The sequence below is a fragment of the Erythrobacter sp. A6_0 genome, assembly GCF_017744235.1.
GTDB lineage: Bacteria > Pseudomonadota > Alphaproteobacteria > Sphingomonadales > Sphingomonadaceae > Qipengyuania.
In genome coordinates this window covers 365,971-391,125 of the sequence record NZ_JAGHQR010000001.1, presented here as the reverse complement: position 1 = coordinate 391,125, position 25,155 = coordinate 365,971, and the positions used below count along the sequence as shown (strand labels likewise).

Below are 25,155 nucleotides of genomic sequence, written 5' to 3'. Positions count from 1 at the left end.
CGGTCCGGGTGTAAACGAAGAGCAAATCGCGGAGGGAGACCGGGATGGCAGACGAAGCGCAGACTTTGCCGAATGGCACCTCCACCGATCAATCGGTGCCAATCAGCGAGCGCGCGGTCCGGCGTCAGAAACTGAGCCTGGTGCTCGAAATCGAGAAAAAAGCGCAGATCGCCAATGCGGTATGCTGGCTGATGATGGTCTTCGCGGTCTTCCAGCTCGACGATCCGAACGCCTTCGCAATCCCGCTCTTGAGCCGTTTCATCGCCAGCCCGCTTACCCATTTCAGTTTCAAGCGCGCCCGCGCCACTCTGGCGGCGGGCGGCACGGGGTCGGAAGCGATCCGTCCGGTCGCCGTCGCGCTTGTCGTGGGCGGTGCCAGCTGGGCAAGCATGCTCCCTCCCCTGTTCGACGTATCGCTGAACCACCCTGCGGCGCTGTTGATTTTCGGCGCGCTGGTGGCCGGGATCACGATCATCGTCAGCATGCTGGCCCCGGTCCCGATCCTGGCCTTGACCTTTGCGGTTGGATTTCAGGTGACTGCCACGGCGCTGTTGTTTCTCGACCCGCCGGATAGCCACGATTGGGGCAGCCTGATGGCGATCGACGCGCTGTTCCTGGTCTTTCTCGCTTATGCCTTTGCCGCCACCAATCGCCAGGAAGAAACCGCGCGGACGCTGGTGACGAACCGTATGCTGACGCAGCGCCTGGAAGCATCGCTACGCGAGGTCGAGCAATTGGCGTATCGCGATCACCTCACCGGCCTTATGAACCGCCGCTCGTTCTTCCGTTTCGCCGAAAAGCTCGATCCCGACCGGACACGACATGTGCTGACGATCGATCTCGACCACTTCAAGGCGATCAACGACACGTTCGGTCATGCGACCGGCGATCTGGTCTTGGAACGGGTGGGTGCGGCCTTGCGCGACGTGGTATCGGGGCTGGACGGCGACGACCATTGCGCGGCGCGGACCGGAGGCGAGGAATTCGTCATGATCCTGGACATCGACGACATGGAACGGACCGCCAGCGTGGCCGAGCAGATCCGCTTCGCGATTGCGGGCCTGTCCGCCGGAATGCCCCATGCCGAGCTTAAGACCTCGGCCTCGATCGGTGTCGGGGAATGGGCAGCCCGCGACGATCTCGACGAAGTCCTCGCGCGCGCCGACAGGGCAACCTATCGCGCCAAGGCGGCGGGCCGCAATCGCGTGGAGCGCGCGGCTGCCTGAGGTGGTCGCCAGGATGGCGAGCTAGAACAGCGTCTGGGGGCGCGGCACGTCCAGCCCGGCCTGCTGCGCGATCATGCCGATCCACTGGCCGACCTGCGCGATCTCCTCTTCGGTGACGGCACTGCGCGAGCGGGCCGCATCCGCCGCTTCCTTCGCGGCGAAATCCTCACCCGATTTCGCGTGGCTGGTAAAGAGCTTGCCGGTGGCGATTGTCTCGGCGGTGCCCTCTTCCATTGCGATTCCCAAATGCTTGGACACGGCGCTGAGCGTGCGTGCCTTCTCCCTGCCGAACACATCGCCATCCAGCACGGCCAGCCGCTCTCCGAAACGCTGCTGCTGGAGGGCAAACCAGCGTTGCGCCAGAAACCAGGCGAGCGCCGCCGCCTGAAGATCGGTCATCGCGAATTGTTCGCGCCCGTCCATGCCCAGATCCATGCCGGCATAGGATTGCATTTCGAGATAGAGAAGCCGCCCCCAGCGCCGCCCCATCATGCCCTTGCGGATGACTGCCGCCAGGAAAGATGGCAGCGGATTGGTCATCAGCACAGCGCGCGCCTGCGGCAGAGCGGTCAGTATCGCCGGGATCAGCGCATTGGCATGATTGGTCGGCTTGACCACCACGGCGCTTTCGCCGGGAAAGCTGCGGGCCAGCAGTTTCAGCACCGGCGCGAGCAGCGCCGCGCCCGGCCGGCCCGGTTCCACACCCGCCCCCGCCAGAGCGGCCAGGATATGCGGTTCGTTCAGGCTCGCCATCGCACCCGGTCGATCTAGCGCGCGCGCCAGCAGGGTCGACCGGCAAAAGGCGGTGTGGAAGATGAAATGGATCGGGCCGGTTTCGGGCTGCATTGCCGCGACACGGTCGAGCGCAAGCCATGCCTCGCCTTGCGGACCGCTCGGCTCGCGATCGGCGAGAAACCCCGCATCGCCGAGGGATGATCGTTCCAGTTTGAGGAACTGCATCCGGTTCTGCGTCCAGTCGATCCGGTGCGGGATCCAGCTCGGATCGCGAGCGATTTCGGCGGCTTCGAGGGCGGGATTGCTCATATCGGCCTGCCTAGCGCGGCTGAAACGGCGCGCAAGAGTGCTTTCGAAGCCGCTCACCCCCGAAGCGTGGTCGAACAACGGTGAAGCGAGGACCTTCGACCCCTTTCACCCGTTGATCAGGTATACAGGGGGCCTAATGTTCGTGCCGAGCGACGAAACCGTCGCATCAGCCGTTCGTATCTAGGCTCCCGAACTCAGAACGTTTTCGGAGCACCCCAAGCCCATGTCCGCCATTCCCAGCCATAGCGCGCCCGACAGGCAAAAGCCATCGCGCACGCCGTCCGATTCCGCCGATCGGGTCCGCCGGATGCTACAGGATCTCGACATGCCGCTCGACGGTCTGCCGACGAACCGCGTGCCCGAAGCGGACAGACGTTTCGCCGCCGCGCGGCGCGAACGCGAACGCCGGATCGAACAACAGCAGCGCAACGATCTGTCCCGCGCCCGGCGCGCGGCCAGCAAGGTCTTCGGCGTGAAGCCAAGCAAGTCCTCGCGCAAAGCCGCGACGGCCATGTTGACCGCAGGCGCCGTCGGTCTTGCCGCATTCACCAATCCGTTCGGGCCAAGCCGCCCCTTCGGCGGCACGGCCGATACGCACGAAGTGTTCGAAGACCCGACCCAGTCGCGGCTCGCCGCGCACAAGATCGGGACCAGTGCCGAATTCAAGCGCGCGCTGATCGAAGAAGAGGGCGTGCGGTACATCGTCTATCGCGATGTCGCAGGCTACCCCACGGTCGGCGTCGGTCATCTGATCGACCCCCAGGACGGCTTGCGGGTCGGCGACCGCGTATCGAAGCAGCAGATCCTCGAATTTCTCGAAATCGATCTGGCCGACGCGGAGCGCCATGTGCGCGAACTCGTCGGAGACCTGCCGCTTTATCAGCACGAATTCGATGCGCTGGTCGATCTCGTCTACAATGTGGGTCCGGGCAATGTCGCCGAAGACGAAAGCCCCCGCCTCAACGCTGCCATTCAGGCGCGTGACTACGATGCAATTGCGGCCGAGCTGAATTACACCCACGCCGCCGGACAAGTCGCGCGCGGTCTGGAGTTCCGGTCCGAGCGCCGGGAAAAGATGTTCAGCGAGGCGTCCTATGAGGATCCGCGCGAAAGCGCCGCCCGCTCCACCGTCTGAGGCAATTCGTGAGCCATCGCCTCTTCGTCGGCATCCGGCCCCCTCCCCCGATCCGCGACATGCTGATCGACCGGATGGAAGCGCTGGACGGCGCGCGCTGGCAGGATGACGACCAATTGCATGTCACTCTGCGCTTCGTCGGCGAAGTGGATGCGCGCCAGGCCGACGATCTGGTCGCAGCGCTGGCGAGCGTTCACGGCGATCCCTTCCCGCTCTCGCTGGCCGGGATCGGGCATTTCGAGCGCAAGGGCCGGGCGCATACTTTATGGGCCGGTCTCGGCGAGAGCGAGGCGTTGCGACAATTGCAGAGCCGGGTCGAAATGGCCTGCCGCCGAGCCGGGCTTGCTCCCGAAACGCGAAAGTTCGCACCGCACATCACCATCGCGCGCCTCAACGGCGGCACAGCGCCGATCGGCCCCTGGATCTCTGAGCATGGCGATCTCGCCAGCCAACCCTGGATCGTCGATGGATTTACTCTGTTCGAAAGTCACCTAAGTGCCGCCGGCGCACTCTACGAACCCGTCAGGCGTTATGCTCTGACCCGCTGAAACCCCTCCTGCGATTGCTACCGTCCCGATGCCGAAATATCTGCTCCTTCTTCTTTCCACTTTCGCCATGGCCTGCTCGCCCGTTCCCGACGGGGAGAATGCCGAACATGCGATGGCGATGCGTGCGCAATCGGGGGGCGGCGCCGATGCTTCGCTACTCGATGCCATGAACGAGGAGCCGGAAGACTGCCTGCTGATGGTCTGGTCGAACCAGCAAAGCCGCGACATCGAATTCGATCGCGCCAACGATCTGGTCGATGGCGGCGCGATCTCCTGTGCGACCAATACCAGCGCCAGCCAGTTCCAGGCCGCGATCGATGCGCTGCGCGCCGCGGCCCGCTCGGGCGACAAGGCGCGCATGCTCGAACAATTAGGCCTGCCGCTGCTCTATATCGACCGCGATGGCGAGCAGGTCGAACTGGACGACGACCAGATCGACGCGCTTTACGACGAGGTGTTCGACGCCCGCCTGATCGGCGCGATCGAACGCCTCGATCTGTCGAGAATGACCGTGGTCCCGGAACGCGGCGGGTTCTTCGAGCTGGGATCGATCTGGCTGGTGGTGGACAAGGCTGGCGGACGCCCCCGGCTCGTCACCGTCAATCGCCAGGCGCTGGACGAGGCGGCAGGCGCGGCGCGGCGCAAGGCGCAGGACCGCCAGGGCGAACCCGTCCCCGATTTGTGAACCGCTCCGCTCGTCCGCACGCTTGCAATCGCCATCAATCCGCTGTTCAAGCGCGATCAGATACAAACGTAACCATCCTCGCCTCCGCGATCCGCGCCGGGGCGCCCTATTCGAGTTGGAGAGATATGTATGAAGGCCCAGATCCTGGCCACCACCGCCGCAGCAGCCATGCTGGCCGGTTGCAGCACGACCATGACCGATAGCGCGATGGCCCCGGCGGGCGATGCCGCGATGGCGAATGCGGACATCCCCGAAGGCACCGGCTATTTCGCTTCCGACAGCACCCTGCCCTTCCTCGCCCCCGATTTCAGCGCGATCTCGGAAGACGATTACATTCACGCCTTCACGCAGGGCATGGCGATCCAGAAGGCCGAAGTGCAGGCCATCATCGACAATCCCGCTGCGCCGACTTTCGCGAACACCATCGTCGCGCTCGAAAAGTCGGGCCGCATGCTTGACCGCGTCGGCAACGTTTTCTTCGCGCTGACGGGCTCCAACACCACCGATCGCCTGACCGAGATCGAGACCGAGATCAGCCCCAAGCTGACTGCGCATTACGACAGCATCACGCTGAACCCCGCGCTGTTCCAGCGGGTGAAGGCGGTCTACGACAATCGCGCGGCGATGGCGATGACGGTCGAGGACGCCAAGCTGCTTGAAAACACCTATGATGGCATGGTCCATGCCGGCGCTTTGCTGACCGATGCGCAGCGCGAACAGGTCAAGTCGATCAACTCGCAGCTTTCGACGCTCACCACCGATTTCTCGCAGCGGGCGCGCAACGCCATGGCGGATCAGCCGGTGATCTTCGACACCCGCGCGGAACTGGCCGGCCTCAGCGAGGGCGACATCACCGCCGCCGCCAATCTCGCCACGGAAAAGGGCTATGACGGCAAGTTCGCCATCGCGCTCCAGAACACGACGCAGCAGCCGCTGCTCCCTGCGATGGAAAACCGTGCCGCGCGCGAAGAGCTGTTCAACGCCAGCTATCACCGCGCCGACGGCACCACCGATATCGATACGCGCATGCTGATCGCCCAGATCGCGGAATTGCGCGCGCAGAAGGCCGCCCTGTTCGGCGAGCCCGACTGGGCGAGCTACGCGATGTGGGACCGGATGGCGGAAACGCCCAAGACCGCGCTCGACTTCATGGAACAGATGGTCCCCGCCCTGGCCGCAACGCAGCGGCGCGAGGCGGCGATGCTGAACACGGCGATCGCGGCCGATGGCGGTGACTACACCGTAAAGCCGTGGGACTGGTATCGCTACGCCAACAAGATCAAGGCGGAGCAGTACGATCTCGATGAAGACGCGGTCATGGAATATTTCCAGATCGACAAGGTGCTGGAAGATGGCGTGTTCTACATGGCCAACCAGCTTTACGGCCTGAACTTCGAGCGCCGGACGGACCTGCCGGTCTACCACCCCGACGTGTCGGTCTACACCGTGTTCGATCGTGACGGATCGGAACTCGGCCTGTTCTATTTCGACCCGTATCAGCGCCCCTCCAAGCGCGGCGGCGCGTGGATGAGCAATTTCGTCGAACAGAGCGATCTGTGGGGCACCAAGCCGGTGATCTACAACGTGCTGAATATTCCCAAGGCGCCGGAAGGCGAGCCGCAGCTGGTCAGCTTCGACTGGGTGAACACCGCCTTCCACGAATTCGGCCACGCGCTGCACGGCTTCTTCGCCGATCAGCGTTACGAGAGCCTGTCGGGCACCGCCACGGCGCGCGACTTCGTGGAATATCCCAGCCAGGTCCATGAAATGTGGGCCACCTGGCCGAGCGTGCTGTCGAACTATGCCAAGCACTACAAGACCGGCGAGACCATCCCTGCCGAAATGATCGAGAAGATCGAAGCGGCATCGAAGTTCAACCAGGGCTACGATTTCGGGGAGACGGTGGAAGCCGCGCTGCTCGATATGAAGTGGAGCGCGCTGACCCCGCAAGAGGCCGCCGCGCTCGACACGCCCGAAAAGGTCGATGCGTTCGAGCGTCGTTCGCTTGAGGAACTGGGTCTCGAAATCGATCTGGTGCCGCCGCGCTATCGCAGCACCTATTTCAACCACATCTTCAGCGGGCCGACCGGTTATTCGGCGGGCTATTACAGCTATCTGTGGACCGAAATGCTGGATCGCGACAGCCGCAAGTGGTTCCGCGAGAATGGCGGTCTTACGCGCGAGAATGGCGATCACTATCGCGACACCGTGCTGAGCCGTGGCGGGACAATGGATTATTTCCAGATGTTCCAGAACTTCGCCGGGCGCCAGCCGGACGTAACGCCGATGCTCGAAGCGCGCGGATTGATACCGGGTGACGAGGCGGCGGACAGCGAAGTCGCCGATGACGGCCCCGCCACGGTCGGCGATGCAGGCGGCGCGGGCGGCGACGTCGTGCGCTAAGCCGTCATTAACAATTCAAATGGGAAAGGGCGGGCTTCGGTCCGCCCTTTTCGTTTGATAGCGAATGATTTGGACAGAATATTTTGCCATGGTGATCAATTCGATTGACAACTATCGCCGACCGTAATTTTGCGACATCAAACGTATAAACTGTTTTAACTTTGCGAATAATTGATTTGGAGCAGACCGCTCCTCACGGTACCAATCCCATAACGGGTAAAAGCCCGTTTCTTGGGAGAGTACTGATGAGAAAATACCTGCTTGCGGCGGCTGTCATCGCCGGCGTCCCCGTCGCGATCGTGGCGCAAAGCGCGCAGCTCCAGCCCGGTGAAGAACCGACAAAGGCCGTCTCCGTCGCCGATACGGGCGGCAAAAAGATTCCCAACACCTGGATCTGCGTGCTCAAGCCCGGCGCGGCCAGCGGCAATCCCGCCGCGCAGGCGGCCCGGTCCGCCAATGTCGGTGGCGGGCGCGTAACGCACGTCTTCGAAGGTGCCTTCGAAGGGTTCACCCTGCGCATTCCCGATCGCGCCATCGCCAAGGTCCAGGCGAACAACCCCAACATCTCCTATTGCGAACAGGATCAGGTGATGGCGATCGCAAGCGAGGGAAAGGCCTCGATCGCAGCGGTTTCGGCGCAGGGCGATACGCTGCCCTGGGGCGTGTCGCGCGTGGGCGGCGGCAGCGGGTCGAACTTCCGGCGGGCCTGGGTAATCGATAGCGGCATCGCCAGCCATCCCGATCTCAATATCGACACCAGCCGTTCGCGCAGCTTCGTCTCCGGCCTCGGCTATACCGACACCAACGGCCACGGAACGCACGTCGCAGGCACCATCGCGGCGCGCGCCAATGGCGGCGGCGTCGTGGGCGTGGCGCCCGGCGCACCGGTCGTCTCGCTGCGCGTCTTCGACGGCAGCGGCAGCGGCTCGAACTCGGCGGTGCTGTCGGCGGTCAATCACGTCTACAATTACGGATCGGCAGGCGATGTCGTGAATATGAGCCTTGGCGGCGGGATCAGCACCACGCTCGACAATGCCGTCCTGCGCGCGTCCAATCGCGGGATCTATTTCGCGCTTGCCGCCGGGAACGAAAGCCAGAATGCGAACAATGTCTCGCCGGGCCGCGTCAATGGCAGCTATATCTGGACGGTATCGGCCTTCGACATCAACGACCGGTTCGCCAGTTTCTCGAACTTCGCGAACCCGCCGATCGACGTGTCGGAGCCGGGTGTCGAGATCGTTTCCACCTATCTCAACGGCAGCTACGCAACCCTTTCGGGAACGTCGATGGCCACGCCGCATCTCGCCGGGCTGATCCTCCAGCGTTCGGTCCGCAATGGTGGGCGCGTGACGGGGGACCGGGACAACAATCCCGACATCATCGGCATCAGATAAGCCGAACCTCGGATAAAAGCGGCCGGGTCTCCCTCGGGGGATCCGGCCGTTTCGCGTCAGCGCCCCGGCTCTCCCTTGCCCCGCCAGGCGAGGGAATTGCGGTTCAGATCGGCAAGGTCTTCTGTCCCGGCGATCGCGCCTTCGCCCAAAGCCATGGCGCGTTCGAGCAGCTCGTCCGATGCGTTGCGATAGGCGGGCGCGGGGATTTCGAGGTCCCATTTATCGCCGACCGCATTGTCCAGCAGGATACGCTGGAAGCAGTGGTCCTCGAAGACCGGCCAGCCGCGCTGGCGAGCGAGGTCCGGCATGCGATCGCGGGTCAGGGCGAACCAGCGCCGGGCGGTGTTTTCTGATGCCATCATCGCCTAACGCTCGATCGGCGAACGGGTGCCAAGCACCCGCAAGATCAGGCGGAAAAGGCGAGCCGCCCGGCCTCCCCCACCCATTCTCCGCTGACACCGAAGACGCGGGCGATGGCTTGGGGCGACAGCGCCTCGGCAGGCGGTCCGTCCTCGACGATCCTTCCCCGGTCCATCACGATCACCCGGTCGGCATGATTTCGCGCGATCGCAAGATCGTGGAGGACCAGTGCGACGCCGCGCCCCTGCCGCGCCTGCTCCACGAGATGGCGGACGAGCACGCGTTGATGCGAAAGGTCGAGCGCAGCGAGCGGTTCATCGGCGAGGATCCAGTCTGGCTCGCCCGCCAGCACACGCGCCAATAGAACGCGCGCGGCCTCCCCGCCCGACAGGGTCTGCGCGCGGCGATGGACAAAATCTTCGAGATCGAGCGCCTTCAGCGCCGCCTCGACCGGGGCCTGCGCGCGATCGCCATGCGGCATCCGTCCCAGCTCCACCAGGCGCCGCACCGGCACGTCCCAAGCGATCTCTGGCGCCTGCGGCAGATAGCCGATCCGTTGGGCGCGCTTTCTGGGGGGCAGGCTCGTCAGCGAGGCGTCGTCCATCAGCACCTCTCCCGCATCGGGTCCGAGCAGACCCGCCAGCGCCTCGAGCAGGCTTGACTTGCCCGCCCCGTTCGGTCCGCAGATTGCCGTGATCGTGCCGGGTTCGAGCGACAGGGTGACGCCCGAGAGCCGCCCGTCCAGCGTGAGATTGCGCGCGGCGAGCGTCATCCCATCGCTCCCGGCAGGCCGCGCCGCATGCGCAGCAGCAGCGCGAGGAAGAAGGGCGCGCCAAGCAGGCTCAGCGCGATGCCCAGCCTCAGTTCGGTAACCAGCGGGAGGATGCGGACCACGCTGTCCGCCACCAGCACCAGCAGCGCACCCGCCAGCGCGCTCGGCAGCAGCAGCGAGGACGGGCGCCGGTCGGTCAGCGGACGCACGAGATGCGGTACGATCAAGCCGACGAAGCCGATGATCCCCGCCACCGCTACGCTCGCGCCCACTGTCAGCGCCACGCCGACGATCAGCAGCCATAGCAGCCGGTTGGGATCGACGCCGAGCGAGCGGGCGACGGCGTGTCCCAAGGTCAGCGCGTCGAGCGCCGGTCCGGCTCGCCAGAGCACCGCGATGCCGAGCGCGACCAAGGGCGCGGCGATCCAGACTTCGCGCCAGCCGCGATCGGTCAGCGCACCGTTCAACCACAGCACGATCTCGCTCATCGCGAAGGCATTGGGCGCGAGGCTGATGGCCAGCGCAGTGAGCGCTCCGGCCAGGCTCGCGACCATCAGCCCGGCCAGCGTAAACAGGGCGATCCCACCAGTGCGACCAGCGATCAGCGCGAGCAATGCCATCGCCCCGCCTGCGCCCACCAGCGCGAAAGCGGGCAGCAAATAGGGCGAAACGGTATAGCCTAACCACAGCGCCGCCACTGCGCCCAGAGCCGCGCCCGGCGCGATGCCGAACAGGCCCGGATCGGCCAGCGGATTGCGCAGATAGCCCTGCATCGCCGCTCCCGATGCGCCCAGCCCTGCGCCGACTACGATGGCAAGCACGCCGCGCGGCAAGCGCAGTTCGGCAAGGATGAGCGCGGCGTTGGGCGTGCTCGCCGGATCGATCCAGACTCGCCCCGCAAGCAGCGAGAGCGGTAATGCGATGGCCACCAGCGCCGCCAGGATCAACGTGGCGCGCGTCACGACGCGGCGCTCCTGCGCAAGGCGCGCATTCTCGCCATCGCACGCGGGATCGTCGGCCCGCCGCAATAGACCAGGTTCGGATCGAGCCGGGCGACCTGCGTTTCCGACAAGGCAGCAAGCGCGGGATGATGTTGCGACCGTTCGCTGCCGGCCACCAGCAGCAATTCGGGCGGATCGGCCAGCACGTTCTCGAGCGGGAGGAAATCGGCCTGGGCAAGTCCGCGCGTGCGCGCTCCGTTGGCGAGACCCGCGCGCGCCATCAGATCGGTGATCAGCGTCGCCTCGCCCGGAACGATGCCGCCCGATTGCCACAGCACGGTATCGACCGGCGCGGCTTTGCTCGGCGCGGCGGATTTTGCGATGCGCGAGACCAGCGCTTCGCCAGCATCGACATTGCCGGCCAAAGCCGCCAGCTGCCGCACCTGCGCCACGCTATCCTCGACGCTCGCGACGCTGCCGACCGTCTCGACCCTGATAGCGAGATCGGTCAGCGCCGCTCGCGTGGCGGGTGCGATGAAGCTGCTGGCGACCACCACGTCCGGATCGAGCGCCAGAACTTCCTCCACCGTGCCCCCGGTCGCGCGATAGCGGCGCGCGTCATCGGCGTTCATCGAGTTGGCGCGCGGATCCTTGCTGTAATGCGATATCGCCAGCAACTGACCCGGCTCCGCGACCTCCGCCAGAATGGCATCGGCGCAGGGGTTCAGGCTGACGATACTGGGCCGGCCGTTATTAACGGGGCCGGGCGGCGCCACCGGCGCCGAGCATCCGCCCAGCGCCAGCACCGCTCCGGCCAGCCAGCGGATCACATCCGCGTCCTCACTCCGACGAAGGCTCCCCGCCCCGCCTGGGCATAGCCCCTCGCGGTCTGGTAGTTCTCGTCGAACACGTTCTCGACCCGCCCGAACAATTCGACGCCGGTCGTCACCGGTACCGAAGCGCGCAGGTCGAACACCGTGTATCCGTCCAGTTCCACGCTGTTCGACGCATTGTCGAAACTGTCGCCGACCAGCCGCAGATCGGCGCCGAAGCTCGCACCGAAAGGCGCGGTGTAATCGGCGAAGATCGTCGCGGCATGGCGCGGGCGGCGGGCAAGCTCGTTACCGCTCGCGCGATCTTCGGTATCGATCAGGCTGTAGAGGCCGGAGATGCGCAAGCCTTCCGTCACGATCGCGCTGCCTTCGACCTCGATCCCCTGCGCGCGGGCGCGATCGGTGTTCTCGTAATAGCCGAACGGACGCGAGGCGCAGATCGGCGCGGGGTTCTGGAAGCAGGAGGCGAAGCCGATCAGATCCTCGCTGTCGCGCCGGAAACCCGTCACTGCAAAATAAAGCGGCGCATTGCGATCGCCCAATGCGATGCCGAGATCGTAGCTGGTGCTGCGTTCGGGCTGCAGATCCTCGTTCCCGAAATCGGAGAACAGCTGGAACAGGGTCGGCGCCTTGAAGCCTTCGCCCACGCTGCCCCGGACACGCCAGCCGCCGCCGAGGGCATAGCTGATGTCACCGCCGAAGCTCACTTCGCTGCCGAACAATTCGTGATCGTCGACGCGCGCACCGGCATGCGCGGCCAGCCCGCCCAGCACCCAGCCCGCCTGAAGATAGCCGCCGGTGATCGAAACGTCCGCACCCGCATCGCTGTCGGTCGCATAGCTCGACCAGTATTGTTCGCCCCCGAAGGCCAGCGTCAGGCCGCCGATCGCGCGATATTCGCCGCGCACCTGCAGGCTGTCGGTATGGCCGTCGCTTGCAAAGCTGGGGCCGGTGACGGGGTTGTCGTTGCTGCGCTCGGTATCGGACAGGCCGTAGGATCCCCGCAGGGTCAGAGCCTGCCCGTAATAGGTCGCGCCGATCGCGCCCGAATATTGCCGCGTGTGCTGGGTGTCGAGCGTATCGCCGAGGGCGAAGGTCGGCGGCGCGAACCCGTCGATCTCGAGGTCGCTTTCGGCATAGCGGGCATTGGCGAAGAGTTCGACCGCATCGGTGACGTCGAAGAAGGCGCTGCCTCCGAGGCCGAACTGGTTCACGCCGTCCTTCTCGGTGCCGTTCGCGGCCGCCGAAAAACCGTCCGTGCGCAATGCCGATCCGGTCAGGCCGACGAAATAGCGATCCCCTTCGAGCCCGCCCGAAACGGACGATGTCAGCGTGTCGCGCGCGCCGTATTCGAGCGAGGTGGAAAGGCCGGACGTGCCGCGCGTCGATACGTTCAACACACCGCCCAGCGCATCCGCGCCCCAGATCGTGCTGTTGGCCCCGCGCGTCAGGTCGAGGCCGGACGTGTTGGTCGCGAGCAGCGTGCCGAAATCGAACCCGCTGCCGGGCGAGGCTTGGTCGGCCACCCGCACTCCGTCGATCAGGACGAGCAATTGCTCGGACGCCGCGCCGCGCACATTGAGGCCGGTAAAGCTGCCGATCGGCCCGTTGCGCACGAAGGTGACGCCGGGAAGCCGCGCAAAGACGCGGGTCAGGTCCGCGCCCTGGATCTGCACAAGCTCGTCGCGCCCGATCACGGTCACCGACTGACCGGTGTTCTCCGGATCGAGCGAGAAGCCCGTGGCGGTCACGGTGATCAGATCGGGGCTCGTCTCTCGCTCTGCGAACACGATTTCGCGGCGCTGTTCGGGCGGCACGGGGGCAGTGCCATCCTGCCCGGCGATGATCTCCGCCAGAGCGTCTTCGCCCGCATCGTTATCGGGCTGCGCTTGCTGGGCCGAAGCGGGGGCTGCGGCAAACGACAGGGAAAGACAGGAAACGGACAGGGAAAACAGAAATTTACGCATGATACCTCCGAAAATGAACGAATGCCGCTCATCACGGAGGGAGCGCCGCGTCCCATCGGGATCGCGCGGCTCTCGCCCGTCTGCCATCGGTACACCCCGCCCGCGGCCGAACGACACGCATGGGCAGGTCTCCTGGCTCCCGGATCGTCGCTTTCCCGCCGCCTTCCCGTGTCTTACGACGCAGTGGCATATGGCGGGATCGCTCCCCGGTCACAGTTGCGGGGGCAGCCGGGGCATTGGACCCCGTTCCCTCTTAGGCCGGCGCGAACCGGCAACCCATGACGCTGGCGGCGCCCTTAGGCGCGGCGCGGAGTGCTGGCAAGCGCCGCTGGCATTCCTTCCTGTCCATGCTTACTTCCTGTGCCGCTTGCGCATTAGTGCTAAGGCAAGATTTGCGCTGCTAAGGCGGCGGATCGGTGGATAAGGACACACGCAATCCCATGACCGGGCTCGAGACCGCAAAGCGATCACGGGGCACTGCCGCGCAGGAGCGCAGGCGGGGCCACCTTGGTCGTGGGCGCGGTCGTGCGCGCGTGGGAGCTACGGAGGAACCGGGCCCTACCGAAGACAAGCCGATCTCGCGCCGCCGGATCGCGGCTGTCAGCGCGCTGCTGGTCGCTGTCGCAGTGCCCGCGCTGGCGCAACCGATATCCTGGGATACGCTGGCGAAACGGGCATTCGGGATCGACCGGGGGGCCACCGCGATCACGCCGATGCCGTTCGAGCGTCCCGGATACAGCTTCCCGGGCTCCGCCTTCTACTATCTCGAAGAAGCGCCGCGCCTCGCGCTCGATTTCGACGAATTGCGCGAGACCGGCGACCGGGAAGGCACGGTGCAATTCGCCGCCAGCCGCCTGCCCGCCGATGCCAGCGCCGCCGCCCCGCCCGCCTTCCAGTCCGCCGGATCGGGCATCGACAAGGCGCGCGCGCTGCAATGCCTGTCCATGGCGGTCTATTACGAAGCGGCGAGCGAGAGCTATGCGGGCCAGCAGGCGGTGGCCCAGGTGGTCCTCAACCGCGTGGCCCACCCCGCTTATCCGGCAAGCGTGTGCGGTGTCGTGTTTCAGGGGTCGGAGCGGCACACGGGCTGCCAGTTCAGCTTCACCTGCGACGGTAGCCTGAAGCGGCGCCCCGCCGCACGGCCCTGGGCGGTGGCGCAATCGGTCGCGCTGGCGGCCCTGTCCGGTCAGGTCTTCGCCCCCGTCGGCACGGCGACCCATTACCACACCCATGCGGTCAATCCCTATTGGGCGAGCAGCCTCGACATGATCGGATCGATCGGGGCGCACCGCTTCTACCGCTGGAAGGGGCGCGCGGGCCTCGCCGATGCGTTCTCGATGAGCTATCGCGGCGGCGAACCGCTTGCCGCGCCGAAACCGCGCCTTGCGGGCGATCCCGATCCGATGGTCCCGAGCGAACTGGATCGCGAGCTGGCGGGGTCTCCGCCGGCCACGCCGCCTACAGTCGCCGGACGCACCCTGTCCGAACCGCCCTCCCCCGCCGAAGCCTTTGCTCCGCCGCGCGGGGCCGGGCCGGTCGAAACCGAGCAGCCGAAAGTGGACGACAATCTGCCCAGTGGTGGCACGGTGAAGCCCGAATATGCGCGCAGCGGCCAGTGGATCCGCAAGCCCGGCAGCTGACCGGGAATTTTCCCCGATCGCAGTGGTTTACGCCTTGGAAACCCTGCCACGGAACGGATGATTAGCGCTCCTGTCCCCATACGCGGCGAGCCCCAAAGGGAGGTCGCACATCCAAATATCCAATCCTTTCGCCGCCGCACGTTTCAACTGCCGATCGCCGCTGTTGCGCCCTTGCGCCTCCGGCTCTCGCCGGAGAGCGGCCAACGATAACGGTTCGGCCTCTCCCGAACCGGACGCGCGCTCGGACCGACTGCTGGCGGCGGCCCTCCACTGTTTGTCGGAGCATGGCCTGCGCGCTGCCCGGGAAGCCTCCGACCGAGCAGAGCATGCGTTCCGCAATGGCGACCGCACCAGCTGCGATTGGTGGCTCGGCATCTGCCGGATGCTCGACCGGCGGCTGGCGACCGACTTGGCGCACAGGCTCGAAGCGCGTTCTGCCGGGTAGTCCTCACTGGACGGGAACCGCTCGCGAGCCTCCGCGTAGAAATAGCGCTGCCGTAGCGGCGCGCTCATCCCCGAGCATAAATCAGAGCCTTTATTGCGATTGCGAACCAATCGCAAAGATAGTTCTGAGGCACAGATCGTTAGCGGTTGCAATCGCCGTTTCCACGGCCTAGGTCGCAGGGCGAATTGCCGAGCGCGATGCCTTTGCGGGATGCGGGGTTGCGCCGGTTCGATCGACCGCTCCGGCAAGCATGCCGGATGATCGATCGAAGGCAGGCCGGTCCCGCGTTTTTACAAGGACGGACATAGATGGCCCGCAAGAAGATCGCCCTTATCGGTTCCGGCATGATCGGCGGCACGCTCGCCCATTTGGCCGCGAAGAAGGAAATGGGCGATATCGTCCTGTTCGACATCGCCGAAGGGATGCCGCAGGGCAAGGCGCTCGACCTCAGCCAGTGCGGCCCGGTCGAAGGCTTCGATGCCAAGATCACCGGCACGAACGACTATGCCGACATCGCCGGTGCCGACGTCGTGATCGTCACCGCGGGCGTGCCGCGCAAGCCCGGCATGAGCCGCGACGATCTGCTCGGCATCAATCTGAAAGTGATGAAGGCCGTCGGCGAAGGCATAAAGAACAACTGCCCCGACGCATTCGTGATCTGCATCACCAACCCGCTCGACGCGATGGTCTGGGCGCTGCGCGAATTTTCCGGCCTGCCGCACAACAAGGTCGTCGGCATGGCCGGCGTGCTCGACAGCGCGCGCTTCGCCACCTTCCTCGCCTGGGAATTCGACGTGTCGGTGAAGGATGTGAACGCATTCGTCCTCGGCGGCCACGGCGACACCATGGTCCCCGTCACCAGCTACACCACGATCAACGGCATTCCGGTTAAGGACTTCGCCAAGATCAAGGGTGTTTCGGAAAGCCGCATCGACGAGATCGTCGATCGCACTCGCAAGGGCGGCGGCGAGATCGTCGGCCTGCTCGGCAACGGCTCCGCCTATTACGCCCCGGCCACCAGCGCGATCGCGATGGCCGAAGCCTATCTCGGCGATCAGAAGCGCATCCTCCCCTGTGCCAGCTATGTCGAAGGCAAATACGGCCTCGACGGCCTTTATGTCGGCGTGCCAACCATGATCGGCGCAGGCGGTACCGAAGACGTGATCGAGATCGAGCTTTCGGACGAAGAGAAGTCCAACCTCAAGGTCAGCACCGACGCGGTCGAGGAACTGCTCGAAGCCTGCAAGGGCCTGGACGAGAGCCTGAAGTAACCACTCGCAAGATTATCCGTCGCCCCAGCGCAAGCTGGGGCCTCGTGCCGGAAGGCGCGACCTAGCAGAGGGAGATCCCAGCATTTGCTGGGATGACGAAAGGACCAACGATGAGCATCCTCGTAGACAAGAACACCAAGGTCATTACTCAGGGGATGACCGGAAACACCGGCACCTTCCACACGCAGCAGGCGCTCGATTACGGGACGCAGATGGTTGCGGGTGTGACGCCCGGTAAGGGCGGCACCGATCATATCGGCCTGCCGCAGTTCAACACCGTCAAGGAAGCCAAGGCCGAAACCGGCGCGACCGCATCGTGCATCTACGTGCCGCCGCCCTTCGCCGCCGACGCGATCCTCGAGGCGATCGACGCCGAGATGGACCTGATCGTCGCGATCACCGAAGGGATTCCGGTGCTCGACATGGTCAAGGTGAAGGCGGCGCTGACGGGTTCCAAGTCGCGCCTCATCGGCCCGAACTGCCCCGGCGTCCTCACGCCCGGCGAATGCAAGATCGGCATCATGCCCGGCTCGATCTTCCAAAAGGGCAGCGTCGGCGTGGTCTCGCGCTCGGGTACGCTGACCTATGAAGCCGTGCATCAGACCACGATGGTCGGCTTGGGCCAGACCACGGCGGTCGGCATCGGCGGCGACCCGGTCAACGGCACGAACTTCATCGACGTGCTCGATCTCTTCCTCGACGACGACGACACCAAGTCGATCATCATGATCGGCGAGATCGGCGGCAGCGCGGAAGAAGAAGCCGCTGCCTTCATCAAGGAACAGCGCGCCAAGGGCCGTTACAAGCCGATGGTCGGCTTCATCGCGGGCCGCACGGCGCCTCCGGGCCGCCGCATGGGCCATGCCGGTGCCATCGTTTCGGGCGGCCAGGGCGGCGCGGACGACAAGATCGCAGCGATGGAAGATGCGGGCATCCGCGTCAGCCCCTCGCCCAGCGAGCTCGGCACCACGCTCGACGCGATGCTCAAAGAGCTGGCGTAAGCGCGACTGAACGATAACTGGCGGTTCGGGGGGGCCGTCTACTCCACCCGGGCATTGGTGGTGTGAGAGGCGAGTGACAATGGGTAACGAGAACCAGTCCTTCATCCCCGAACTGAGCGATCAGGAAGGGCCGCAACCCGGCCCGAGCTGGGCCAATCCGAACTGGCTGTCCGAAGTGGCCGACAGCGGCGCGGATCTGGTCCAGGCGCTCGATCCCACACAGATGAAGCTCGCGGTCCAGCAGGCCGCGAAGGCGGCGGGCAAGCCGGTGGACGACAAGGCGCTCGAAAAGGCGTCGGACGATTCCAACCGCGCCATGATGCTCGTGCGCAGCTTCCGTGTGCGTGGGCATCTGGCCGCCAATCTCGATCCGCTCGGCCTTTCGCATCGCGAATTGCCGGACGATTTGACGCTCGCCTGGCACGGGTTCGAAGGGCAGGAAGATCTCGAAGTCTTCGTCGGCGGCGTGCTCGGCTTCGGCTGGGTCACCGTGGGCGATCTCTATGATCGGCTGCGTGAAGTCTATTGCGGCGATGTCGGCCTCGAATACATGCACATCGCCGATGTGGAGGAGCGCCGCTTTCTCCAAGACCGCATCGAATCTCCCGGCGAAACGATCCAGTTCACCGACGAAGGCAAGCGCGCCATCCTGGCCGCCGTGATCCGCGGCGAGGAGTTCGAGAAGTTCCTCGCCAAGAAATATGTCGGGACCAAGCGTTTCGGGCTCGATGGCGGGGAATCGATGATTCCGGCATTGGAAGCCGTCATCAAATATGGCGGCCAGTCGGGCGTGCGCGAGATCATTTACGGCATGGCGCATCGCGGCCGGCTGAACGTGCTCGCGAACGTGATGGCCAAGCCTTACAAGGTCATCTTCCACGAATTTTCGGGCGGAAGCGCCAATCCCGACGATGTCGGCGGTTCAGGCGATGTGAAATACCACCTCGGCACCAGCACCGATCGTGAATTCGACGGAATTTCGGTGCACATGTCGCTGGTCCCCAACCCTTCCCATCTCGAAGCGGTCAATCCGGTCGTGCTCGGCAAGGCGCGCGCGCAGCAGGCCATTCGCGACGATTTGAAGAAGCACGAGCAGGTCCTGCCCGTGCTGATCCACGGCGATGCCGCCTTTGCCGGCCAGGGCATCGTGTGGGAATGCTTCGGCCTGTCGGGTGTGCGCGGCTACAATACCGGCGGCTGCATCCACTTCATCATCAACAACCAGATCGGCTTCACGACCAGCCCCCAATTCGCGCGGTCGAGCCCCTACCCCTCGGACGTCGCCAAGGGCGTCCAGGCGCCGATCCTGCACGTCAATGGCGACGATCCCGAAGCGGTGACTTTCGCCTGCAAGCTGGCGATCGAATACCGCCACACTTTCGGACGCGATATCGTGATCGACATGTGGTGCTATCGCCGCTTCGGCCACAACGAGGGCGACGAGCCGAGCTTCACCCAGCCGCTGATGTACAAGGAAATCCGCCAGCATCCCAAGGTCAGCGAGCTCTACAGCACGCGCCTCAAGGACGAAGGCGTGATCGACAGCGGCTACGCCGACGAACTGCGGGGCGAGTTCACCGACCGGCTGGAAGACGATTTCGCCACCGCCAAGGATTACGAGCCCAACGAGGCGGACTGGTTCGGCGGACGCTGGGCGGGCCTCAACAAGCCGGTCGATCCCGAAACCGCGCGCCGCAATGTCGAGACCGCGATCGAGAAGAAGCTGTTCGACAGTCTCGGCCGCACGCTCACCACGGTGCCCGACGATCTGACGATCCACAAGACGCTGGGCCGCGTCCTCAAGGCCAAGGAGGAGATGTTCTCCAGCGGCGAAGGATTCGACTGGGCCACCGCAGAAGCGCTCGCTTTCGGCAGCCTCGTCACCGAAGGATATGGCGTGCGCCTGTCGGGCCAGGATTCGGGGCGCGGCACGTTCAGCCAGCGGCACGCCATCTGGGTCGATCAGGAAAACGAGGAGAAATACGTTCCCCTCGCCACGCTGCCGCACGGCAAGTTCGAAGTCTATGACTCGATCCTGTCCGAATACGGCGTGCTCGGCTTCGAATACGGCTTCGCCATGGCGGACCCCAAGACGCTGACGATGTGGGAAGCGCAGTTCGGCGATTTCGCCAATGGCGCCCAGATCATGATCGATCAGTTCATCGCCAGCGGCGAGGTCAAGTGGCTGCGCGCCAACGGCCTCGTGATGCTGTTGCCGCACGGTTATGAAGGACAGGGGCCGGAACACAGCTCCGCGCGTCTCGAACGCTTCCTGCAGCTGTGCGCGAACGACAATATCCAGGTCTGCAACATCACCAGCCCGGCGAATTACTTCCATGTGCTGCGTCGCCAGATGCTGCGATCGTTCCGCAAGCCGCTCGTCATCATGACGCCCAAGAGCCTGCTGCGCCATCCGCTCGCCAAGAGCGAAGCGCGCGAATTCACCGGCGAGACGCATTTCATGCGGATCAAGTCCGACATGACCGAAATCGCGGACGAGAAGGTCAAGCGCCTCGTCCTGTGTTCTGGCAAGGTCGCCTACGATCTGATGCAGAAGCGCGACGAAGAAGGCCTCGAAGACGTCTCGATCGTTCGGATCGAGCAGCTCTATCCCTTCCCCGGCGAACCGCTGGCGACCCGCCTCGGCCGGATGCCAAACCTCGAAGAGGTGATCTGGTGCCAGGAAGAGCCGAAGAACAACGGCGCCTGGTTCTTCGTCGATCGCCTGATCGAAGACGCGCTGACCGCGTCCGGCCATCAGGGCAAGCGCCCGATCTACGCCGGGCGCGAAGTCGCCGCATCGCCTGCCACGGGCCTCGCCAAGAGGCACGAGGAACAGCAGCGCTGCCTCGTCTCGATGGCATTGGGCCTCAACGATGGCGGCGCCGCGCTTCGCGACAAATCTCAAGACACTTCCAGCAACAAGGCCTGAGGACCGATACGCATGTCCAAGGAAATCACTGTCCCCACCCTGGGTGAATCGGTCACCGAAGGCACGATCGGCGAATGGCTGAAGAAGCCCGGCGACGCGGTCGCGGTCGATGAACCGATCGCCAGCCTCGAGACCGATAAGGTCGCGGTCGAGGTGCCTTCCCCCGTCGCGGGTGTGATGGGCGAATTGAAGGCCGAAGTCGGCGAGACGGTCGAAGTCGGCGCGGTAATCGCGGTCATCGAAGAAGGGGGCGCGCCCGCCGCCAAGGGCGAGGAAGCGGGCCGCGCGAAGGAAGAACGCGAGGAAGGCCAGCAGGAACGCTCCGGTGACACGCCGAAGACGCAGGCGAAGGATGCGCCTTTGGATGCGGTCAAGGCGCTGAACCCGGCAGTGCGCCGCGCCGTGCTCGAACACGGGCTCGATCCGTCGACCATCAAGGGCACGGGCCGCGATGGCCGACTGACCAAGGAAGACGTCGAAGCCGCGGCGAAGGCCAAGAAGAGCGGATCGGACACGATTGCCGACGACGCGCCAGCGCAGGCCGCGACCTCTTCGGCTCCCGCTTCCGGCGAACGCCAGGAAGAGCGGGTCAAGATGACCCGGATGCGCCAGACGATCGCCAAGCGGCTCAAGGGCGCGCAGGACAATGCCGCGCTGCTCACCACTTTCAACGATTGCGACATGAGCGCGGTCATCGAAGCGCGCGAGAAGTACAAGGACCTCTTCGCCAAGAAGCACGATATCAAGCTCGGCTTCATGGGCTTCTTCGCCAAGGCGGCCTGCCTGGCCTTGAAGGATGTGCCCGCCGCCAACGCCTATATCGAGGGCGACGAGATCGTCTATCACGATTACGTCGATATCTCGGTGGCGGTCAGCGCGCCCAACGGCCTGGTCGTCCCGGTCATCCGCGATGCGCAGGAAAAGGGCTTCGCACGCATCGAGAAGGACATCGCGGACTTCGGAAAGCGCGCCAAGGACGGCACGCTCACGATGGACGACATGAAGGGCGGCACCTTCACCATCTCGAATGGCGGCGTGTTCGGATCGCTGATGTCGACGCCTATCATCAACCCGCCGCAGAGCGCCGTGCTGGGCCTGCACCGGATCGAGGACCGTCCGGTCGTCGTGAATGGCGAGATCGTGATCCGCCCGATGATGTATCTCGCGCTCAGCTACGATCACCGCCTGATCGACGGGCGCGAGGCCGTGACCGCGCTCAAGATCATCAAGGAAGCGATCGAGGATCCGACCCGGATGCTCATCGACCTGTGATATCCATGGCCGGTAATCGCATTCTCTCCAGGCTCGGCCTCCTTGCCCTGCCCCTCGCTCTCGCTGCCTGCGGCGAGGCGGGCGTCGGCGCAGGCGAGTCCGGGACGGAAGGCAGCGGCGGCCTGACCGCACAGTTGAAGGCGCGTTGCGTCGAGCAGGTCGAAGGCATGGGCGCGGGCGATTACACCGCGGTCAGCGAGCAGATCTGCGATTGCGCCAGCCGCCGGGCCCAATCCGAATTGAGCGTCGTCGATCTCGCCCAGGGCGATACAAGCGCGCTCGAAACCATCATGACGCAATGCGCCGACGAGGCACTCGGTATCGGCGCCACCACGACTAACGAGGCAGACATCTGATGAGCGATACCCAGTACGATTACGACGTTCTTGTCATCGGAGCGGGCCCGGGCGGATACGTCGCCGCGATCCGCGCCGCGCAATTGGGCCTCAAGACCGCGTGTGCGGAAAGCCGCGAGACGCTGGGCGGCACCTGCCTCAATGTCGGCTGCATCCCTTCGAAGGCGATGCTACATGCCAGCGAGTTCTTCGATGCCGCCGCGAACGGCGCGATGGCCGACATGGGCATCGAAGTCAGCCCCAAGCTCGACCTAGAAAAAATGCACGGCCAGCGCCGCGACGCGGTCAAGGGCCTCACCGGCGGGATCGAATTCCTGTTCAAGAAGAACAAGGTCGACTGGAAAAAGGGCCGCGCCACCTTTCAGGACGCGCACACTGTCAAAGTCGGCGAAGAGACCGTCACGGCGAAGGACGTGATCATCGCCACCGGCTCCTCGGTAACGCCGCTGCCCGGCGTGGAAATCGATAACGACAAGGGCGTCGTGGTCGACAGCACCGGGGCGCTGGAGCTTCACAAGGTCCCGCAGAAGATGGTCGTCATCGGCGGCGGCGTGATTGGGCTCGAAATGGGCTCGGTCTGGAACCGCCTGGGTGCCGAAGTTGTGGTCGTCGAATTCCTCGACCAGCTGCTCCCCGGCATGGATGGCGAAGTCCGCAAGGAAGCGGGCAAGATCTTCAAGAAGCAGGGCATGGAACTGCGCCTCGCGACCAAGGTTACCGGCGTCGAAGTAAAGGGCGACAAGGCCGTGCTGACGCTGGAGCCTGCCGCTGGCGGCGACAGCGAAACGCTGGAGGCCAATTGCGTGCTCGTTTCGATCGGGCGGCGTCCCAATACGGACGGGCTCGGCCTCGAAAACATCGGCATCGAAACCAATAAGCGTGGCCAGATCGAAGTCGATCACGATTTCCGCACGCCCGTCGACGGCGTTTGGGCCATCGGTGACGTCGCGCCCGGCCCCATGCTCGCCCACAAGGCCGAGGATGAAGGCATTGCCTGTGCCGAGAACATTGCGGGCCATACCGGCATCGTGAATCACGATCTCATTCCGGGCGTAGTCTACACCCTGCCCGAATTCGCCGGTGTCGGCCTGACATCCGAAGAAGCGATCGAGCAGGCGGGTGGCGACAAGTCCAAGGTCAAGATCGGCAAATTTCCGATGATGGCCAACAGCCGCGCCAAGACCAATCACGAGCCCGACGGCTTCGTGAAAGTCATCGCCGATGCAGAAACCGACCGCGTGCTGGGCGTCTGGGCGATCGCCACCGTGGCGGGCACGATGATCGCACAGGCGACGCAGGCCATGGAATTCGGCGCGACCAGCGAAGATATCGCCTATACCTGCCACGCGCACCCGACCCATTCGGAAGCGATGAAGGAAGCGGCGATGGCGGTTCAGGGCAAGCCCATCCACATCTGATCGGTTTAGGCGCATGCGCGGCAGCGATTTTCTGCAACGCATGCGCTTTTCGTCCGCGCTACCCTTTCCGTCTCAACGGATATGACGCAGTGCCGCTGCTCGGCTTCGGGCTTGCGTTCGCGGCTCTGGCCCGCTTTGGGGCGCGCGTGAAACAGAAGGGATTCGCGCCATGAGACGTCTCGCCCGTTGGCATATCTGGCTCGGCTGGCTGATCGGCCTGCCGCTCGTCATGTGGACCGTGACCGGCCTCGTCATGGTCGCGCGCCCGATCGAAACCGTGCGCGGTACCCATTTGCGCGCGGATACGTCCCAGATCGACAAGAGCCTGCCCGCGCAGTTCGCGCTCCCCGCAGCGCTCGACCTGAGCGGACGCACGATCGAGCGGATCGAGATCGCCGCGCCCGACGGCGTTCCCCTCGTATGGGCGACGCAGGCCGACGGCAGCGTCCAGCGCTACGATGCGCGGACCGGGCGCGCCCTGCCCCGCCTTTCCATGCGCGAGGCACAAGGCATCGCGGTTGCGGGCACCACGATCCCCGGCGTTCAAGCCGGATCTCCGCCTCCGGCGCGCTTCTTCGAAGCCGATGACGTACCCTTCGATTTCCGCCGCCCCATGCCGGTGTGGCAGGTGGCGATGCCGGACGGGACGCACGTCTATGTCGGCGCCGACACGGCCCGGATCGAAGCAGTGCGGACGCGCTGGTGGCGGCTGTTCGATTTCGTCTGGAGCCTCCACATCATGGATCTGGAGACGCGCGAGGATACCAGCCATCCCATCCTGATCCTGTTCGCCGCGCTCGGCGCGATCGGATCGGTCATCGGCTGCGTGCTGCTGTTCAGGCGGCGCAAGGCGCGAATCAAGGTTCCGCGTGGCTGACACGATGGACCAAATCATCCTCACGCCCCTGCTCGACTGGCTCGACATCGCCGGTGTCGCGATCTTCGCGCTTACCGGCGCGCTAGTCGCTGCCAAGGAGAAGCAGACCTTCGTCACCATGGCGTTCTTCGCGCTCGTCACCGGCGTCGGCGGCGGGACGGTGCGCGACCTGCTGATCGGGGCCCCGGTGTTCTGGATCGACCATCCGCTGGTGGCGTCCGCCTGTCTCGCCACGGCTCTGCTGACATGGTTCACACCCACGCGCTGGTGGGAGGGACGCCTGCTCGACCTTGCCGACGGATTGGGATTGACCGCCTATGCCGTGCTCGGGGCCGCCAAGGCGATGAGCTATGGCGTCCCGCCGATCCCGGCGGTGCTGATGGGCGTGGTGACGGGGACGGTCGGCGGCATCATCCGCGACGTAATCGCAGGCCGCCCGTCGATCATCATGCGGCCCGAACTTTACGTTACGGCAGCCGCCCTGTCGGCGACGCTGGCCGTGATCGGCGAGATGCTGAACCTGCCGCGCGTGCCGGTGTGGATCATTGCAAGCGCGGCCGGCTATGCCCTTCGCGCGGCGGCGATCCAGTGGCAGCTGGCCCTGCCCGCCTATCGCGATCGCGGCGAGGAATAGG

Annotated in this window: 21 protein-coding genes and 1 riboswitch; of the genes, 15 read left to right on the top strand and 6 right to left on the bottom strand. The window is 65.0% G+C overall.

Annotated features, from left to right (window positions below; all coding sequences use genetic code 11):
* Positions 1–44 precede the first annotated feature (44 nt).
* Entirely contained in the window at positions 45–1,226 is a 1,182-nt protein-coding gene (locus J7347_RS02055) for a GGDEF domain-containing protein (protein WP_209160634.1), read from the top strand.
* A 21-nt stretch (positions 1,227–1,247) separates the two neighbouring features.
* Here J7347_RS02055 and J7347_RS02050 read toward each other — a convergent pair whose 3' ends face one another.
* Positions 1,248–2,270 carry a hypothetical protein gene (locus tag J7347_RS02050; RefSeq protein ID WP_209160633.1) on the bottom strand — a complete coding sequence of 341 codons (1,023 nt, stop codon included), beginning with the start codon at positions 2,268–2,270 and terminating at the stop codon, positions 1,248–1,250.
* 223 nt (positions 2,271–2,493) lie between these two features.
* On the opposite strand from J7347_RS02050, the gene J7347_RS02045 reads away from it, so the two are divergent.
* The 5 genes from J7347_RS02045 (at position 2,494) to J7347_RS02025 (ending at position 8,435) form a co-directional block, all read left to right on the top strand.
* On the top strand, positions 2,494–3,405 hold the full coding sequence (locus J7347_RS02045) for a lysozyme (RefSeq protein WP_245173763.1): 912 nt from the start codon (positions 2,494–2,496) through the stop codon (positions 3,403–3,405).
* 8 nt (positions 3,406–3,413) lie between these two features.
* Positions 3,414–3,953, top strand: coding sequence for an RNA 2',3'-cyclic phosphodiesterase (thpR, locus tag J7347_RS02040; protein ID WP_209160632.1), 540 nt, complete (start codon positions 3,414–3,416; stop codon positions 3,951–3,953).
* Positions 3,954–3,981: 28 nt separating this feature from the next.
* Complete coding sequence (locus tag J7347_RS02035; protein WP_209160631.1) at positions 3,982–4,638, top strand: hypothetical protein; 657 nt, start codon at positions 3,982–3,984, stop codon at positions 4,636–4,638.
* A gap of 129 nt (positions 4,639–4,767) precedes the next feature.
* Positions 4,768–7,041, top strand: a complete 2,274-nt coding sequence (locus J7347_RS02030) for a M3 family metallopeptidase (RefSeq protein ID WP_209160630.1) — start codon at positions 4,768–4,770, stop codon at positions 7,039–7,041.
* Between the two features lie 245 nt (positions 7,042–7,286).
* Positions 7,287–8,435 carry a S8 family serine peptidase gene (locus tag J7347_RS02025; protein WP_209160629.1) on the top strand — a complete coding sequence of 383 codons (1,149 nt, stop codon included), beginning with the start codon at positions 7,287–7,289 and terminating at the stop codon, positions 8,433–8,435.
* Positions 8,436–8,491: 56 nt separating this feature from the next.
* Here J7347_RS02025 and J7347_RS02020 read toward each other — a convergent pair whose 3' ends face one another.
* Genes J7347_RS02020 through J7347_RS02000 form a run of 5 tightly spaced genes read right to left on the bottom strand, consistent with a single transcriptional unit; the run spans position 8,492 to position 13,308 of the window.
* Positions 8,492–8,797: a GCN5-related N-acetyltransferase gene (locus tag J7347_RS02020; RefSeq protein WP_245173762.1), complete on the bottom strand. Its 306-nt coding sequence runs from the start codon at positions 8,795–8,797 to the stop codon at positions 8,492–8,494.
* Between the two features lie 44 nt (positions 8,798–8,841).
* Positions 8,842–9,567, bottom strand: coding sequence for an ABC transporter ATP-binding protein (locus J7347_RS02015; protein WP_209160628.1), 726 nt, complete (start codon positions 9,565–9,567; stop codon positions 8,842–8,844).
* Entirely contained in the window at positions 9,564–10,529 is a 966-nt protein-coding gene (locus J7347_RS02010) for an iron ABC transporter permease (RefSeq protein WP_209160627.1), read from the bottom strand. Before J7347_RS02010 ends, J7347_RS02015 begins: the two co-directional genes overlap by 4 nt.
* A complete protein-coding gene (locus J7347_RS02005; RefSeq protein WP_348521537.1) occupies positions 10,526–11,338 on the bottom strand; it encodes an ABC transporter substrate-binding protein in 813 nt (270 codons plus the stop codon). Before J7347_RS02005 ends, J7347_RS02010 begins: the two co-directional genes overlap by 4 nt.
* The gene (locus J7347_RS02000) at positions 11,335–13,308 is read right to left on the bottom strand and encodes a TonB-dependent receptor (RefSeq protein WP_209160626.1); all 1,974 of its coding nucleotides are present in this window, start codon (positions 13,306–13,308) and stop codon (positions 11,335–11,337) included. Before J7347_RS02000 ends, J7347_RS02005 begins: the two co-directional genes overlap by 4 nt.
* A gap of 104 nt (positions 13,309–13,412) precedes the next feature.
* Positions 13,413–13,603: riboswitch (cobalamin riboswitch) on the bottom strand.
* Positions 13,604–13,724: 121 nt separating this feature from the next.
* Between J7347_RS02000 and J7347_RS01995 the strand changes: the two genes are divergently transcribed.
* The 9 genes from J7347_RS01995 (at position 13,725) to J7347_RS01955 (ending at position 25,154) form a co-directional block, all read left to right on the top strand.
* The gene (locus J7347_RS01995) at positions 13,725–14,948 is read left to right on the top strand and encodes a cell wall hydrolase (protein ID WP_348521536.1); all 1,224 of its coding nucleotides are present in this window, start codon (positions 13,725–13,727) and stop codon (positions 14,946–14,948) included.
* A 753-nt stretch (positions 14,949–15,701) separates the two neighbouring features.
* Positions 15,702–16,664, top strand: a complete 963-nt coding sequence (gene mdh, locus J7347_RS01990; protein ID WP_067680531.1) for a malate dehydrogenase — start codon at positions 15,702–15,704, stop codon at positions 16,662–16,664.
* Positions 16,665–16,774: 110 nt separating this feature from the next.
* Positions 16,775–17,665, top strand: coding sequence for a succinate--CoA ligase subunit alpha (gene sucD / locus J7347_RS01985; RefSeq protein WP_067680528.1), 891 nt, complete (start codon positions 16,775–16,777; stop codon positions 17,663–17,665).
* Positions 17,666–17,744: 79 nt separating this feature from the next.
* Complete coding sequence (locus tag J7347_RS01980; protein WP_209160625.1) at positions 17,745–20,597, top strand: 2-oxoglutarate dehydrogenase E1 component; 2,853 nt, start codon at positions 17,745–17,747, stop codon at positions 20,595–20,597.
* A 12-nt stretch (positions 20,598–20,609) separates the two neighbouring features.
* On the top strand, positions 20,610–21,869 hold the full coding sequence (gene odhB, locus J7347_RS01975; RefSeq protein ID WP_209160624.1) for a 2-oxoglutarate dehydrogenase complex dihydrolipoyllysine-residue succinyltransferase: 1,260 nt from the start codon (positions 20,610–20,612) through the stop codon (positions 21,867–21,869).
* Between the two features lie 5 nt (positions 21,870–21,874).
* Positions 21,875–22,225 carry a hypothetical protein gene (locus tag J7347_RS01970; RefSeq protein ID WP_067680519.1) on the top strand — a complete coding sequence of 117 codons (351 nt, stop codon included), beginning with the start codon at positions 21,875–21,877 and terminating at the stop codon, positions 22,223–22,225.
* Positions 22,225–23,643, top strand: coding sequence for a dihydrolipoyl dehydrogenase (lpdA, locus tag J7347_RS01965; protein ID WP_209160623.1), 1,419 nt, complete (start codon positions 22,225–22,227; stop codon positions 23,641–23,643). Before J7347_RS01970 ends, lpdA begins: the two co-directional genes overlap by 1 nt.
* Before the next feature lie 169 nt (positions 23,644–23,812).
* Entirely contained in the window at positions 23,813–24,520 is a 708-nt protein-coding gene (locus J7347_RS01960) for a PepSY domain-containing protein (RefSeq protein ID WP_209160622.1), read from the top strand.
* Between the two features lie 4 nt (positions 24,521–24,524).
* Complete coding sequence (locus J7347_RS01955; RefSeq protein ID WP_067680510.1) at positions 24,525–25,154, top strand: trimeric intracellular cation channel family protein; 630 nt, start codon at positions 24,525–24,527, stop codon at positions 25,152–25,154.
* Position 25,155: the final 1 nt, after the last annotated feature.